Source organism: Leucobacter sp. gxy201 (assembly GCF_051043335.1).
Taxonomy (GTDB): domain Bacteria; phylum Actinomycetota; class Actinomycetes; order Actinomycetales; family Microbacteriaceae; genus Leucobacter.
This window is the reverse complement of sequence record NZ_JAMXWS010000004.1, coordinates 365,030-380,801: the sequence shown is the minus strand read 5'-3', so window position 1 is coordinate 380,801 and position 15,772 is coordinate 365,030. Positions and strand designations below refer to the sequence as shown.

Annotated in this window: 12 protein-coding genes; 3 read left to right on the top strand and 9 right to left on the bottom strand. The window is 72.4% G+C overall.

Annotation, left to right across the window (positions count from 1 at the left end; translation table 11 throughout):
- Positions 1-51 precede the first annotated feature (51 nt).
- The 3 genes from NHL51_RS09090 to NHL51_RS09080 all read left to right on the top strand — a co-directional run bounded on the left by NHL51_RS09090 (position 52) and on the right by NHL51_RS09080 (position 4,446).
- A complete protein-coding gene (locus NHL51_RS09090) occupies positions 52-2,886 on the top strand; it encodes an aminotransferase class I/II-fold pyridoxal phosphate-dependent enzyme (RefSeq protein ID WP_434143166.1) in 2,835 nt (944 codons plus the stop codon).
- Positions 2,887-2,951: 65 nt separating this feature from the next.
- On the top strand, positions 2,952-3,761 hold the full coding sequence (locus tag NHL51_RS09085) for a purine-nucleoside phosphorylase (RefSeq protein ID WP_434143165.1): 810 nt from the start codon (positions 2,952-2,954) through the stop codon (positions 3,759-3,761).
- Positions 3,762-3,897: 136 nt separating this feature from the next.
- Positions 3,898-4,446: a type 1 glutamine amidotransferase domain-containing protein gene (locus NHL51_RS09080; RefSeq protein ID WP_434143164.1), complete on the top strand. Its 549-nt coding sequence runs from the start codon at positions 3,898-3,900 to the stop codon at positions 4,444-4,446.
- A 62-nt stretch (positions 4,447-4,508) separates the two neighbouring features.
- On the opposite strand, the gene NHL51_RS09075 is transcribed toward NHL51_RS09080, so the two are convergent.
- From NHL51_RS09075 to NHL51_RS09035, 9 genes are all read right to left on the bottom strand, one after another.
- Positions 4,509-5,153 carry an SDR family oxidoreductase gene (locus NHL51_RS09075; protein ID WP_434143163.1) on the bottom strand — a complete coding sequence of 215 codons (645 nt, stop codon included), beginning with the start codon at positions 5,151-5,153 and terminating at the stop codon, positions 4,509-4,511.
- Between the two features lie 103 nt (positions 5,154-5,256).
- Positions 5,257-5,814, bottom strand: coding sequence for a PACE efflux transporter (locus NHL51_RS09070; protein WP_434143162.1), 558 nt, complete (start codon positions 5,812-5,814; stop codon positions 5,257-5,259).
- 151 nt (positions 5,815-5,965) lie between these two features.
- Positions 5,966-7,444 (bottom strand): protein adenylyltransferase SelO, encoded by a 1,479-nt coding sequence (locus NHL51_RS09065; protein ID WP_434143161.1) that lies wholly within the window; start codon positions 7,442-7,444, stop codon positions 5,966-5,968.
- 133 nt (positions 7,445-7,577) lie between these two features.
- Positions 7,578-9,185, bottom strand: coding sequence for a DUF5684 domain-containing protein (locus tag NHL51_RS09060; RefSeq protein WP_434143160.1), 1,608 nt, complete (start codon positions 9,183-9,185; stop codon positions 7,578-7,580).
- Between the two features lie 72 nt (positions 9,186-9,257).
- Positions 9,258-10,001 (bottom strand): hypothetical protein, encoded by a 744-nt coding sequence (locus NHL51_RS09055; protein WP_434143159.1) that lies wholly within the window; start codon positions 9,999-10,001, stop codon positions 9,258-9,260.
- On the bottom strand, positions 9,998-10,849 hold the full coding sequence (locus tag NHL51_RS09050; RefSeq protein WP_434143158.1) for a PP2C family protein-serine/threonine phosphatase: 852 nt from the start codon (positions 10,847-10,849) through the stop codon (positions 9,998-10,000). The genes NHL51_RS09055 and NHL51_RS09050 overlap by 4 nt, the downstream gene beginning before the upstream one ends.
- Positions 10,846-13,263 (bottom strand): transglutaminase domain-containing protein, encoded by a 2,418-nt coding sequence (locus NHL51_RS09045; protein ID WP_434143157.1) that lies wholly within the window; start codon positions 13,261-13,263, stop codon positions 10,846-10,848. The genes NHL51_RS09050 and NHL51_RS09045 overlap by 4 nt, the downstream gene beginning before the upstream one ends.
- Complete coding sequence (locus tag NHL51_RS09040) at positions 13,260-14,681, bottom strand: DUF58 domain-containing protein (RefSeq protein WP_434143156.1); 1,422 nt, start codon at positions 14,679-14,681, stop codon at positions 13,260-13,262. The genes NHL51_RS09045 and NHL51_RS09040 overlap by 4 nt, the downstream gene beginning before the upstream one ends.
- A complete protein-coding gene (locus NHL51_RS09035) occupies positions 14,678-15,676 on the bottom strand; it encodes an AAA family ATPase (protein WP_434143155.1) in 999 nt (332 codons plus the stop codon). The genes NHL51_RS09040 and NHL51_RS09035 overlap by 4 nt, the downstream gene beginning before the upstream one ends.
- Positions 15,677-15,772: the final 96 nt, after the last annotated feature.

The following is a 15,772-nucleotide window of genomic DNA, read 5'->3' as shown; positions in this document are numbered from 1 at the left end:
GCCACAGGCCCCGCGCCCGGACAGACCGGCGACGACGAAGGACAGCGTTCAATGACGAGTATCGATTCCGAGCACTCCCTCTTCACCGGCCATGTGCCGCCGCTCGCGCCGCAGCCCGCGCCGAAGGCCGCCGCGGTCGGCGGCGCGCTCGAGCGCGACCCCGGCATGCCGACGAGCACCTGGCGCCTGCGCAGCGACGCGTGGGAGTACCTGCGCTTCGCGGTGAAGCGCATCGCGCTCGGCGGCGACTCCGACAGCGTGCTCGCGCACGACGGCGAGGCGTACCGCTCGCTGCGCGCGCTCGAGACGATCGAGATGTACTGGGCCGGCTTCGGTCAGCGCTACGTGCGCGGCATCCGCGAGCTGCTGGAAGACGGCGACTACCAGATCGCGCTCGAGCGCATCGGCCGCGTCGTGAACCGCATCCGCGGCGAAGCGATCGCCGAGGAGTCGCGCGAGGAGGTGCTCGACGAGGCCGAGCGCGCCGAGGCGATCGCCGATGTCGACACGCGGCCGCGCTTCGAGGTGCTCGTCGTCGATGAGACGACCGAGGCCGACCGCGACGCGCTGCACGCCGAGGGGCTGCGCCTGCGCGGCCAGGCCGACGCCTTCGTCTACGACTTCGTCGTCGTGCCTTCGGCGGAGGACGCGATCGCGGCGGTGCTCACGAACCCGAAGATCCTCGCCTGCATCGTGCGGCCGGGGTTCAGCGATCGCACGTCGCAGTCGCTGAGCCGCGACCTGCGCGAATCGATCGGGCTGGCGCAGCGATCCGCGCACTCGCACCCGACCTCGTCGCACAGCTCCCTCGCCGCCGTGCAGCGGGTGCTCGGCCTCGCCGACGCCCTCGCGACCCTCCGGCCCGAACTCGACCTCTACCTCGTCGCCGGCGCCCACATCGAGGGGCTCGCGGGCGCCCTCACTCGCCGCTTCCGTCGCGTCTTCCGTCGCGAGGATCAGCTCGAACTGCACCTGACGCTGCTGCGCCGCGTCTCGCACCTCTACGACACCCCCTTCTTCTCGGCGATCCAGGACCACGCCCGCCGCCCGGTCGGCGTCTTCCACGCGCTGCCGGTCGCCCGCGGCGGCTCGGTCGTGAACTCCAAGTGGATCAAGGATCTCGCCGACTTCTACGGCCTCAACCTGCTGCTCGCCGAGACGAGCGCCACCTCGGGCGGCCTCGACTCGCTGCTCGCCCCCACCGGCGCCATCAAGAAGGCGCAGGATCTCGCGGCGCGCGCCTTCGGGGCGAAGCAGTCGTTCTTCGTCACGAACGGCACCTCGACCGCGAACAAGATCGTGCATCAGGCGCTCGTCGCGCCGGGCGACGTCGTGCTCGTCGACCGCAACTGCCACAAGTCGCACCATCACGCGATGATGCTGACGGGCGGGCGCCCGGCGTACCTCGAGGCCTACCCGCTCGACGACTACGCCTTCTACGGCGCGGTGCCGCTGCACCGCATCAAGCAGATGCTGCTCGACTACCGCGCGGCGGGCCGGCTCGACGAGGTGCGCCTCGTCACGCTCACCAACTGCACCTTCGACGGCATCGTCTACGACCCCGAACGGGTCATGGCCGAGTGCCTCGCGATCAAACCCGATCTCGTCTTCCTGTGGGACGAGGCCTGGTTCGCGTTCGCCGCCTTCCACCCGATCACTCGCCGCCGTACGGCGATGGCGTCTGCGAAGCACCTCGAGGCGCGTCTGAAGACCGCCGCGCACGCCGCGGCGTACCGCGAGCAGCAGCAGCGCCTCTACGGCGAGGACGGGACGCCCGCGAGCGACGAGGTGTGGCTCTCGGAACGGCTGATCCCGAGCCCCGAGGCCCGCATCAGGGTCTACGCGACGCACTCGACGCACAAGACGCTGACGGCGCTGCGCCAGGGATCGATGGTACACGTCTACGACCAGGACTGGGTGCGCGATGCCGAGGAGGCGTTCCACGAGGCGTTCATGACCCACACGTCGACGTCGCCGAACTACCAGATCCTCGCCTCGCTCGACCTCGGGCGGCGCCAGGTCGAGCTCGAGGGCTTCGACCTCGTGCAGCAGCAGCTCGACCTCGCGACGAGCCTGTCGCAGGCGATCGCCCGGCACCCGCTGCTGCGCCGCACGTTCCGCGTACTGTCGGCGTCGGAGCTGATCCCTGCCGAGCACCGAGGCGAATCGCGCGCGATGCCGCTGCGCGACGGATTCGGCGCCATGTGGAAGGCGTGGGCCGCCGATGAGTTCGTCATCGATCCGAGCCGGGTCACCGTCGAGATCACCCGCACGGGCGTCGACGGCGACACGTTCAAGCACGAGCATCTGATGAACCGCTACGGCATCCAGGTGAACAAGACGAGCCGCAACACCGTACTGTTCATGACCAATATCGGGACGACGCGCAGCGCGATCGCCTATCTCATCGAGGTGCTGGTGAAGCTCGCGGAGCGCTTCGAGGAGGAGCAGGCGCAACTCGGCCCGGAGCTCGTGGACGACGGCGCGCAGGAGATGCCGCCGATGCCCGACTTCAGCCGCTTCGCACCCGAGTACGCGTCGGGTGCCGGGCTGCCGGACGGCGACATCCGCCCCGCCTTCTTCCGCGGGCAGCGGCGCGGTTCGGTCGAGCACGTGAAGCTCGACGAGCTGCGCGAGCGGGTCGCGGCCGGCGACGCCCCCGTCTCGGGCGGCTTCGTCACGCCGTACCCGCCGGGCTTCCCCGTGCTGGTGCCGGGGCAGGTCGTCACCGCCGAGGTGCTCGACTTCATGGCGGTGCTCGATACCCGCGAGATCCACGGCTACGACCCGCGTCGCGGCTACCGCATCCTCAAGGCCGAGAGGCCGCCGGCGGTTCAGCCGGAGGCCTCGCCCGAGACGCGGCCCGAGACGCGGCCCGAGGGATAACCGGTCCGGCCGGCGGTGCGGCGGGTGCTGTCGCCCGCGGCATCGCCCGCCGTATGCTGGGACGCATGACAGCTTCTGAGCAGGATCCGCAGTCCCTCGCCGCCGCAGCGGCCCGCGTGCTCGCGGAGCGCAGCGGCGTCGAACGGCACGACATCGCCCTGACCCTCGGCAGCGGATGGGGCAAGGCCGCCGATGCGATCGGCGAGACCGTCTCGGTCGTGCCCGCCGCCGAAGTGCCCGGGTTCCACGCGTCGGGGGTGCCCGGACACTCGGGCACGCTGCGCTCGATCGCGCTGCCCGACGGGCGCCACGCGCTCGTCATCGGCGCCCGCACCCACTTCTACGAGGGCCGCGGGGTGCGCGCCGTCGTGCACGGCGTGCGCACGGCAGCAGCCGCGGGCGCCCGCACCATGGTGCTCACGAACGGCGCCGGCGGGGTGAACCCGGCCTACCGCCCGGGGCAGCCCGTGCTCATCGCCGACCACATCAATCTGACGGCGGCATCTCCCCTCGAGGGCGCCACCTTCGTCGACCTCACCGATCTCTACTCGGCCCGACTGCGCGGCGCCGCGCGCGAGATCGAGCCCGCGCTCGCCGAGGGCGTCTACGTGCAGTTCCCCGGGCCGCACTACGAGACGCCGGCCGAGGTGCGGTACGCAGGCATCATCGGCGGCGACATGGTCGGCATGTCGACGGCGATCGAGGCGATCGCCGCGCGCGAAGCCGGCATGGAGATCATCGGGCTGTCGCTCATCACGAACCTCGCGGCCGGAATCCAGGAGACGCCGCTGAGCCACGCCGAAGTGATCGAGGCGGGGCGCGAGGCCGAGCCGCGCCTCGCGGAGCTGCTGCGCCGGCTCGTCGCAGTGCTGTAGGCCGGCGCGGCGCGGGCCGCGCGATCGCTGAGAGTAACGCGGCGTGCGGCGGAGCGCAACGGGCTGTTGCGCGCGGGATCCGGAGGCTTGGCTGGGAGGCGCACACCCCATCGCCACCCGTCTCAGGAGGAGCGCCATGACCCATCTCACCGGAAAACGCGTCGCACTGCTCGCCACCCACGGCTTCGAGGATTCGGAACTGACCGAGCCGCTGACCGCGCTGCGCGAGCACGGCGCGGACATCGATATCGTCTCGCCCCAGTCCGGCACGATCAGAGGCAAGCTCGGGCACGAGGTACCCGTGTCGTGCTCGAGCGCTGACGCTCGGGCCGCCGACTACGACGCCCTGGTACTGCCCGGCGGCGTCGCGAACGGCGACAAGCTGCGCATGGATCAGGCCGCGGTCGCGCTCGTGCGGGAGTTCTTCGATCAGCACAAACCGGTCGGCGCGATCTGCCACGGCGGCTGGATCCTCGCGGACGCCGATGTGCTGCACGGCCGCACCGTGACCTCGTACCCGAGCCTCAGCACTGACCTGCGCAATGCCGGGGCGACGTGGGTCGACCGTGAGGTCGTGGTCGACCAGGGCCTGGTCACCAGCCGCACGCCAGAGGATCTGCCCGCGTTCAACGCGAAGCTCGTCGAGGAGATCGCCGAGGGTCCGCACTCCGGCCAGACCGTCTGAGAAGTTCCGCTGCCCGGGAGCCCGCGCTGCCGGCGGCCCCCGCAGGGGTGCTCGCGCGACCGCTACCGGCGCAGCGCCTCGGCGATCGGCGTCTCGCCGGCGTTGAAGCGGATCGTGCGGCGCACCGTGCCGTCGTCGGCGAGGGTCGCAGCGATCGTCTCGGCGACGTTCGCGCGCGACACGCTGCCCGGCTCCGCGGCCGCCGTGTCGATGCGGCCCGTCGGTGCTTCGAAGGTCAGCGTACTCGGCCCGAGCACGGTCCAGTCGAGCGCGCCCGCGCGCAGGTACTCGTCGGCTGCGGCCTTCGCCGCGGCGTAGGCGAAGAACGCGTGGTCGGGGGCGACGCCGTGGTCGGGCGAGGATCCGAAGTACGACACCATGATGTAGCGTCGCACCCCGGCCTGCTCGGCGGCGTCCATACTCCGCACGGCGGCCGCATGGTCGACGGCGCGGGTGCGCGCGGGGTCGCCGCCGCCGGCGCCCGCCGACCAGACGACCGCGTCGTGCCCCGAGATGAGCTCGGCGATCGCCGACGTGTCGAGATGCTCGACATCCGCGACGAGCGGGACGGCGCCGGCGCGCCGCACCTCCTCCGCGTGCTCGGGGTTGCGGATCACCGCCGTGACCTCGTCGCCGCGCTCCGTGAGCAGGGGCTCGAGGAGCAGTGCGATCCTGCCGTGTCCGCCGAAGAGAATGATGCGTGCCATATCTCCACTCTACGCACGGCGCTCGCGGGCACCAGCGGTTTCGCTGAGCGCGCAGCCTCACCGCGGCCAGCGCTGCGGCGACGCGGCGCCCCGTGGCTCGGGCTCAGCTCACGGAGTCGGGCAGCCCGAAGACGCGGTCGAACACCCAGGTGTAGGCGACGGTGAACACGAGGAAGAACACGAGGAGGCTGGTCTCGATGAGGGCCGCCGCGATCAGGTCGACGTGCAGCATGAGGGCGACGAGCGGAATCGTGAAAACGAGCACGCCGCCCTCGTAGCCGACCGCGTGCACGGCGCGGGCGAGGGCGCTGCGGCCCGTCACGCCGCGACGGCGCTCGAACGCTTCGAACACGGTGTTCCAGATGTAGTTCCATCCGGTCGCGACGGTCGACAGCAGGATCGCGGTGACCGTCGAGTCGCCACCGCCGTGGCCGAGCAGCCCGCTGAGCACCACGACAGTGAAGAGCACGCTGAGCCCCTCGTAGCCGGCGACGAAGACGACGCGCCGCAGCACGGGGCGACCGCGGAAGACGCGAATCCGGCCGCGGCGGCTTCGCGTCGATGGGGCGCCCGGGCGAGGCTCGTGCACCGCGCGCGTCGGCAGGTGGATGGGGGCGGTGGTGGGCGCATCGGCGCCCGAGGTGTGGCCTGGGGAGGTCACGGGTATCACTCCAACTCACACGCTGCAACGACGGCCGAGTCATCTTCAACCCGACACTCACTCAACCGAAACAGCGATAAAAATACAATATCACAGCGTTTTCAGTAGCGAAATGTCAAGTACGCAACCGAAACAGTTGTTCTGCGAGAGACTATGTGCCGCAATAAGTGACGAAGCGCGGGGCGCCCGCGGGCGCGGGTTCGGCGAAGCGCTCGTACCCGGGCCGCGCCTCGTACGGCCGCATCACCGCGTCGAGCAGCTGTTCGAACGGCCCGAGGTCGCCCTCGGTCGCGGCGCCGAGGGCGTCGTCGACCACGCGGCCTCGCGGGATGTAGAGCGGATTCACCGCGTCCATCGCATCGCCATCGGGCCGGAGCGCGCGCCACCGGCCGTACCACTCGCCCGGCGCGGCTTCGCCCGGGTACAGCGCGAGGAGGGCCCCTTCATCGCCCCGCGCGGCACCGGCGAGCGCCCGGAAGGCGTTCGTGTAGTCGATGCGATGCTGCTGCAGCTCGGCGAGCAGGCCCGCGGCGATCTCGTGCAGCTCGGCCGACACCGCGGGGCCCGCGTGCGCGACGCCCAGCTTCGCGGCCATGCCGAGGCCCCAGGCGGCGGCGTAGAGCGCGTCGAAGCGGTCGAGCTCGCCGACCGCCAGTTCGATGGCCGTATCGCCGTCATCCGCGAGTTCCACGAGCAGCGTCTCGGCGAACCGAGTCAGGTTCCAGAGCGCGATCGCGGGCTGCTTGCCGTAGGCGTAGCGGCCCCGCCAGTCGATCGAACTGAAGGCCGCGGCCGGGTCGTAGGCGTCGATAAAGGCGCAGGGGCCGTAGTCAATGGTCTCGCCCGAGATCGTCATGTTGTCGGTGTTCATGACGCCGTGCACGAAGCCGACGAGCATCCACTGCGCCACGAGCCGGGCCTGCGCCTCGACGACGTGCCGCAGCAGGCGCAGTGCGGGCTGCGGGGCGCCCGCCGCCTCGGGGCAGTGGCGGTCGATGGCGAAGTCGACGAGGCGCGGCAGCACGTCGCTCTTCTCGAGGGATCGCGCGTACTGGAAGCTGCCGACGCGCAGGTGGCTCGAAGCCGTGCGCACGAGCACGGCGCCCGGGAGCGGGTCGAGCGATTCGTCGCGCATGACGCGGGCGCCCGTGCCGAGCACCGCGAGCGCGCGCGTCGTCGGGATGCCGAGCGCATGCATCGCCTCGCCCATCAGGTACTCGCGCAGCATCGGGCCGACCGCGGCGAAGCCGTCGGCGCCGCGCGAGAACGGCGTGCGGCCCGATCCCTTGAGATGCAGGTCGCGTCGGCGGTTCCCGGCGTCGACGATCTCGCCGAGCAGCAGCGCGCGCCCGTCGCCGAGGCGCGGCGCGTACGAACCGAACTGGTGCCCCGCGTAGGCCTGGGCAACCGGCTCGCTGCCCGGGGCGAGGCGCGCGCCGAGTAGCGACGCCGTGCCCGCTTCGCAGCGAAGCAGCACGGGGTCGAGCCCGAGCTCGCGGGCGAGCGGCTCGTTCAGTACGAGCAGTTTCGGATCGGGGAACTCGGCCGCGCTCCACGGGAGCGACAGCTCGGGCAGCTCGTGCGCGAACTCGCTGGTGAGGCGCGGCAGCGGGGCCGGTTCGGCGTTCATACCTTCAGCGTAGGCCGAGCGACTGACCGCGCTCACAGCGGGGCCGGAGGGAATCGCGTGGAGCCGTCTGCACTACTGGAGTCCCAGTGGTGGTGCATTCGGCTCCACACCACGAATCCTTCCGACTGCTGAGCTACTTGACCTCGCGCAGCGTGACCTCGAGCGTGCCGATGACCATGTGATCGGTGGCCGGAACCTCGCGACCGGCCTCGATCACCTCGGCGCCCGCGCCGGTGTCGACCGAGACGCCGTTCGTCGACTGCAGGTCCTCGATCGTCCAGTCGTCGCCGGTACGGCGCATGCGCACGTGCGACTTCGACAGCGTGCGGGTCGGGTCGGCGATCTTCAGCAGCGTGACGCCCTCGTCGCTCTCGGGGCGGCGACCGATCACGACGTCGTCGCCGAAGAGCTCTTCGATGTCGCCGCTCGGCAATTCGAGGCCCCAGCGTTTGCGGCGCGGCACCACGACCGTGCGGTCGTCGTCATCGTCTTCGGGCGCGCTCGCGGCCGGCGCCTGCACTGCGGCAGCCTCGACTTCTGCGGGGGCTGCCGGGGCGGTGCTCGACGCGGTCTCGGTGTGCTCCGACTCCGGCTCCTCGTGCACGAACTGCTCGGGGACGGCGTGGTCGGCGGCCGCGGCCTCGGGGGCCGGTGCCGGCTCGGCGGGAACCTGCTCGGCGGGAGTCGACTCGACAGGCGCCTGCACGGCGGAAGCCTGCTCGACCGGCGCCTGCGCGACAGGTGCCTGCTCACTCGGTGCCTGCTCGACCGGCGCCTGCTGCTCGGGCCACGAGAACGGGCGCGGCGGCTCGACGTAGCCGAGCGGGGTCTCCGCACGCGGCCCGGCGCCCTGGGCGGCGAGGCGCTCGAACGCGTCTTCCGTGGTGTTGCTGAAGCCCCACGACGATCCCTGCTGAGCCTGCTGGGCCTGCTGCTGAGCGGCCTGCTCGGCCTGCTGCTGCGCCTGGAACATATTCGGAGCAGGCTGCGCCGGGGTCTCCCACGGAGCCGCCGGCGTGATGCGCACCGCGCCCGAATCGGCGGCGGGCTGCGCGGGCGGGGCCTGCGGCGGCACGGGCGGCAGGTCGTGCCGGGGCGCGGGGGCTCCGAAGAGCGCTTCGGTGTTCGACTGCATCTGCTGAGGAGCCGCCTGCTGAGGGGCCTGCGAGGCGGCGGGCTGCTGGTAGCCGCCCGCCGGGGCCTGCACGTACGGCTGCTGCTGCGCGTACTGCTGCCCCTGCGGGTACTGCTGGTTCTGCGCGTACCCGGGAGGCGCGTAGGCCTGCGAGTTCGCGGTGCTGCGGCGCACGACGCCGTGGCCGGTCTGATCGATGTGATTCGCGAGCAGCATCGCCCAGACGGGTCCGAGCAGGGCGCCCAGCACCGTGAAGCCCGCGCCCTTGCCGTACTCGTTGTTGATGCGGTTCATCGCGATGATCAGGACGACGAAGGCGACGATGCCGAGGCCGGGCACGAGCGCGAAGAGCACCAGCCAGCCGGGCAGGCCGGCGCGGGCGACGAGCTGCCACTGGTTCCAGACCGGAATCCAGCCGTGCGACGACGGCAGATCGATGCGCGGGAAGAGGCGCGACAGCGACCACAGGTACCAGACGTAGAACGCGATCGCGATGACCGCCCAGATTCCGTACAGCACCAGGATCATGATGGGGTCAAAGCCCGCACTACTGCTCATGTCGTTCTGCATCCCCTGCTCGATGTACGCGATTCGCGCACGATTCATCAGTCCAGCCATATAACTCTGCCATGAAAACGCGCGATCCCGCACGCGTTCGCATCATCCGCGGGCCCACGGTCAGCCCCAGACGACCCGCGAGATCGCCCACAGGCCCGCCGCCGAGATCGCGATGACGGCGCCGTAGGCCACGAGCGTGACCGCACGATCGCGGGCCGAACGCTTCAGCACCGATGGCAGCCCTTCACGCGCAGACCCGGGCCCGGCCCCGCCCGGTTCGGGGGCCGCGCCCAGCCGCTGCTGCACGGCATCCGGATGCTCGGCACCGCCGACAGGGATCTGCCGGGCGCCGTACGCGCGGGGCACCGTCGGCGACCCGAGGCCCGCCGGCAGCGCGATCTCGGGCTCGGGCACCGGGCCCGGGCCGGGGCCCGTGGTGCCGACCGCGCGCTCGAGGATGCCGCGGCGCGATGCTGACGCCGACCGCGACCGAGACCGCTCCGTCGAGCGAGATCGCGTCTGCGCGCCCGACGAGCTGCCGGGTGCGGACTCGCCGAGTGCGGACTGGCCGGGTGCGGACGTCGGGCCGTCCGAACCCGGGTCGGCCCCGCGCACCCGCGAGGGCACGATGCGGGTCGCCTCGGCGTCGGTCCCGGTCCCTTCGGCGTCGGTCACGGTCGCCCCGGCATCGGTCTCGGCCGCCTCCGCGCCGGTCGTATCGCGGCGCACCCGCGCGGGGACGACCCGCGTCGCCTCGGTATCGGTCGCCTCGCGGCGCACACGCGACGGGACGACCCGCGTCGCCTCGGCGTCCGCCGGCCCGGTGTCCGCCGGCCCGTCGATGGCCCCGTCCGCGTCGTTCACGACCGCACCGGCCTCGTCACCTCGATGGTCTCCAACGTGTCCGCCTCGTCGTCGCCGACGAGCTCGATCGGCCCGGTGCCGGCGCTGCCCGATGAGATCGTGTCGACCACGATCGCGGTGACGTTGTCGCGCCCGCCGGCCTCCAACGCGCGGCGCACGAGTTCGTCGGCCACAGCCTCCGACCGGCCGCCGACCGCGAGCACGGCCCGGATCTCCTCGTCGTCGAGCTCGGTCGTGAGCCCGTCCGAGCACATGAGCATGCGCGATCCGGTGACGACCGGCAGCAGCCAGCCGTCGTGGCGCGTATCGTCCGAGCCGAGCGCCCGCGTGATCACATTGCGCGGCGTCTCCGCGGCCTCGGCCCGACCGGCCGCGGCCAGTTCGGCGTGCAGCGAATGGTCGTCGGTGATCTGCGTGAGGCCCGCGCTGCTGAACTGGTACACGCGGGAGTCGCCGATGTTCACGACGTACCAGTGCGGTGCGCCCTCGTGCTCGATCATCACGGCGCCCGTGAGCGTGCACCCCGCACCGCGCTCGGTGCCGACCGCGACCGCCGCGACGGCGGCCCGCGCGGCGTCGATCGCGGCGTCGACGTCGGCGACGCCCAGGTTCCCGGCGATGCCGGGCAGACCCTGGAACGCCGCGACCGCAGCGCGGCTCGCGAGATCGCCCGCGTCGTGGCCGCCCATGCCGTCGGCGACGATGTAGACGGGGTGCTCGGCGAGCATCGCATCCTCGTTGACCTGCCGGCGCAGCCCGACGTCGGTGCGCGCGGTCGCCTCGATCACGGGAGGCGTCGGCAGCCCCGACACGAGCGGGTGCTCGCCCGTTGCAGGCGTGTCGATCATGAGTTCTCACTTTCCGTCGGGCGCGCTCGACGCCCGAATCGAATTCTGTACGATCGCAGCGAATAGGCCGCTCGCAGCTTCGCGCGGCGCGTGAGGCCGGCCGCGCGCTCGGCGCTGTCGGCATCAACAGCCTGCCACAGGGTCTCGGCGCCGGCCGCATCGAGCCCGGCGTGCGAGAACACGGCCCGGTCGACTTCGGCCGCGGCCCAGCTCGCGGGCTTCGTATCGAGCCGCCGCGCGATCTCGCCGCGGCTCGCGTCTGCAGGGATCTCCACGCCCGCGTCGCGGGCCCGGTCGACCATCTCCTCCCACGCGCCCAGCGCGCGCAGTTCGGGCACCGTCTCGCGCCGGCGCCGTGCCGACCTGCGCCGTTTCATGAACGGGAGGAACAGGAACGGCAGCAGCAGGAGCAGGAGCGCCGCGAGCGACAGGCCGACGTTCTTCAGCACCGTCAACCAGCCGAGCCCGTCGTTCACGCGGTCGCTCTCACCGCTGTCGCCGCTCTGGTCGCCCGAGCCGACCGGCGGGTCGACCTCCTGCGCATCGCGCTCCTCGGGCGTCGTCGGGAACTCGGGCAGCTGCTCGCCCTGTTCGAGGCGCTGCGGCTCGTGCTCGACCTGCGGGCTCGCATCGAGCACGGCCCATGCGCCGTCGGCGCCGCGCACCTCGACCCACGCGGCGAGGTTCTCGCCCGTGCAGGTGTCGGCGCAGAACGGGGTGCCGGGCACCTCTTCGCCCGCGAGCCGCAGCCCGACCACGACGCGGGAGTCGTAGCCGAGCGCCCGGGCCACGAGCGCTGCCGCCGTCGCGAACTGCTCGTCATCGCCGATGGCCGCGACGAGATCGGACTCCTTCGGGTCTTCGCCCGCCGCGATCTGCTGGGTGTTCAGCTGCGTGAAGAGCTCCTCGATCCGGGCGATCGAATGGCCGCCCGCGCTCGGCTCGAACGCCGTGCCGTACCGTTCGTTCAGGCGCTGCAGCCACAGCCGGTCGCCGGCGCTCTCGGTCATCGAGTGGCTGAGGTAGCCGCGGTCGCGCAGCATGCCGATGAGCCGTTCGAGGCCCTGGGCGTCGCCCGGCACCCCCTGGCGCTCGATCCACGAGGCGAGCGCCGGCACCTCGTCGAGGTCGATGAGCGGGCCGTTCGAGACGGGGCCGCCGATCACCCGGTTCGGGGCGGCGGTCTCCATCCGCGCGATGTAGCCGTCGCCCTCGCCGAGCCCGATGCGCGACTGCCCCTCGCGCGGCACCGCGATGGCGGCGCCCGTGCGCCGGTTCACGTAGAACGCGTCTGCGAGATCGGCCGAGCGCGGCCCCGTGAACTTCGGCGGGTCGGCGAGCTCGGCGGTCGGCGCCCAGATGTCGTCGTAGCCTGCGCCGACGGCGATCTCGACCTGCGCGGGCCGCGAGACGCGGTCGCCGCTCGGAAAACGGGTGAAGCGGCCCGCGGCATCGCCGCTGACGTGGAAGTCGACGCCGTCGTACGCGTCGAGCACGGCGAGGCGCAGCCGCTCGGGCAGCTCGCCGTCCGAGGCGACGCTGAACAGCGGCGCGTCGAGGGCGGCGTCGCGCTTCGCATTGCGATAGGCGGCGAGGGGGCTCGGGCGGTCCCTGACCACCAGTTCGGGGTCGATGCGATCGCGGGGCACCGTGCGCGCGCCGTCATCGGCGAGCGGGGCGACCGCGAGACCCACCGCGAGCGCGGCGACCAGAATGCCGGCGCCGATGCCTACCCGGGCGGCCTTGCCGCCCGTGATGCCGCGCTCGCTCGCGAGCCGGCCGAGGCGCAGCGCCGCACGGCGTTCGGCGCCCGCGGTCCACACGATCCAGGCGGCGGCGAGCGCGACTGCGGCGAGCCAGAGCGCGATCTCGCGCGGGGCGGCGATGACGAGGGGGCCGAGGCGCAGCGACGGGCTGACGGCCGAGGCGCCGAAGACCGTGCCGAACGCGACGGGGGCGACGAGCGGCACGGCGGCGAGCACGGGCCAACGGCCGCGGCGCGCTGCGATGAAGACGACGAGCAGCGCGGTCGCGAGCATCACGAGGTAGGCGGGCACCATCACGGTCTGGTAGGTGCCGACCGGCAGGGTGAGGGTGAGCAGCTGCTTCCAGCCGAGCGCGACCGCGGCGAGACCGTTCACGAGGCCGCGCAGCGGGCCGCTCGCGAGCGACTGCGGCACGGCGACCGGTACGACGGTCACGACGAAGGCGCCGAGCACGAGGGCCGCGAGCACGGGGAACGAGAGCCGCCAGCGCTCGCGCGCCCAGGCGATCCCGGCGCCGAGCACGAGCGCGACGAGCGCGACGAGCCAGAGCCAGCCGCTGCGGTAGATCGGCCAGGCGGCGAGCACGCCGAGGGCGAGCGCGACGGCCGACGCCGATACTCCCCCGATGATGCGCACGCCCGGCTTCACAGCGCCGTCCTGATCATCATCTGCGGCAGGTCGCCGAGCGCGCCGACCGTGAACATGGTGAGCGGGTCGATGCGCTGCGCCCGGGGCTCGGCGTGCAGTTCGCAGCGCACCGCGAGCACGTGCACGTCGGGCGTGAACGCGACCGCCGCACGGCGGATGCGCGTCGTGTCGGCCTCGGCGCCCGTGATGATCGCGACGATCGAGAGCGGGCGGCGCGAGTGGGCGAGGCCGCGGGCGAGCGCCTCGAACGGCAGGCCCTCGGGAGCCGCCTCGAGTTCGGACCAGGCGTTCAAGAGCTGCTGCGGGTCGCGCGAGGGCAGCTCTTCGAGGCCGTCGATGCTCGGGCGCATGCGACCCGGCGCCCAGGCCGAGACGACGAAGCGCTCGCGCCGCTCGCGCACCGCCTGCACCGAGAGCGAGGCTGCGACGCTGACACCGAGCTCGAACTCCTCGTCGCTGCGGTACTCCTCGCGGCGCGCGTCGAACAGCACGGCCACGCGCGCGGTCTGCGACTCCTCGTACTGGCGCACCATGAGCGTGCCGGTCTTCGCGGTCGACTTCCAGTGGATGTGCCGCATCGCGTCGCCGGGCGCGTACTCGCGCACGGCGTAGAACGAGAGGTCGGAGTCGGTGAGGCGGCGGCTCGAGACGCCCTCGAGGTCGCGCACGAGGCCCGCCGAGTTCGGCGGCAGCTGCGCGGTCGCGGGGTGCACGTACAGCAGGTGCTTCTCGGGCCAGGTGACCTCGCGGCGCAGCAGGGCGAGCGGATCTCGTCGGGCGACGGTGAGCGGGCCGACGCGGATCACACCGCGCTGCGGCGCCGGCACGACGACGTCGAGGTCGATGCTCTGGCCGGGACCGATGAACGGGATGGTGATCTCGCGCAGGGCGGGGCCGACGGGCAGCTCGGCGACGGCCGGCAGTGCGGGGCGGGCGCCGAGGTTCTCGACGTGGAGGCGCACGTGCGCCTCACCGCCCGCGACGACGCTCTGCTTGTCGAGCACGATACCGACGCTGTAGGCGCGGTTGCCGATGAGGAAGGGCAGCGCGATGAGGAGCAGCAGGGCGCCGACGATCGCGACGAACCAGGCCTCGATCCACGATGCCGTGATGCCGAGCACGAACCCGACCGCCGTGACGACGATCGCGAACCAGCCGAGCGGGGTCACGGCGTGCGTCACCGAGCGCTGCGCCCGGCCGATGCGGCGCTTCGTACGACGCCACCACCGGCGCAGGCGGACGCGCCGCAGCTGCGAGCTGTCGAGCCCGCGGGTGCGCGTGCGCGTCTCGCCGTAGCCGGTGCCGCCGGTGCCGCGCGTTCCGCGAGTGCCGCGGCTGCCCTGCGTGCCGCGACTGCCCCGGGTGCCGCCGCGCTTGCCGGTGCGGAAGAGCCGGCTGCGGGTGTTCTCCTGGGTCACGCGGTGCCGTTCTCCTGCGGGATCGGGGTGTCGAGCAGGATCTGGCCGATGACGGCCTCGGCGGTGACGCCGTCGAACTCTGCTTCGGCCTCGAGCACGAGGCGGTGCGCGAGCACCGGGATGGCGAGCTCGCGCACGTCGTCGGGGGTGATGTAGGGCCGGCCGGCGACGAGCGCCCAGGCCGAGGCGAGGCGCTGCAGGCTGAGGGCACCGCGCACGCTCGCGCCGAGGCGCACTTCGGAGGCGCGGCGGGTGGCCTCGACGAGACGGGTGATGTATTCGGCGATGAGCGGGCTGACGTAGACGCCCCGCGCGAACTGCTGCAGCTGGGTGAGTGTGCCGACGTTCATGACGGTCGGCACTTCGGGGGCGCTGCCGCTGTGCTGCAGGATGCGCATCATGGCCGCGTCGTCGGGGTAGCCGATCGACGTCTTCACCATGAAGCGGTCGAGCTGCGCCTCGGGCAGCCGGTAGGTGCCGGCCTGCTCGACGGGGTTCTGGGTCGCGATGACGAGGAACGGGTCGTGCACGGGGTGCGTGTTGCCGTCGACGGTGACCTGGTGCTCCTCCATGACCTCGAGCAGCGCCGACTGCGTCTTGGGGCTCGCGCGGTTGATCTCGTCGGCGAGCACGACGTTCGCGAAGATGGGGCCGGCGTGGAAGTCGAAGACGCCCTGCTTCTGGTCGTACACCGTGATGCCGGTCACGTCGCCGGGCAGCAGGTCGGGCGTGAACTGGATGCGCGACGAGGTGCCGTGCATCGACTTCGCGAGCGCGCGCGCGAGGGCGGTCTTGCCCGTGCCCGGCACGTCTTCGAGCAGCACATGGCCGCCGGCCGTCATCGTCGCCACGACGAGCTCGATGACGCGGCGCTTGCCCTGGATGGCGTGCTCGATCGCGTCGGCCGCGGTGCGTACGGCATCGCTCGCCCAGCGCGCGCGCTCTTCGGTGAGGGGGCCCGCGGCGTCGGCGGTGAGCTTCGGCTCGGATGTCATGGGTGCTTCCTTCTCTCGGGTGCGAGGATGTCTGTCGGCCGCCGGGCCCCCGGGGGTCTCTCCAGGGATCGCTCCGCGTTCAGGCCGGGCCACGGC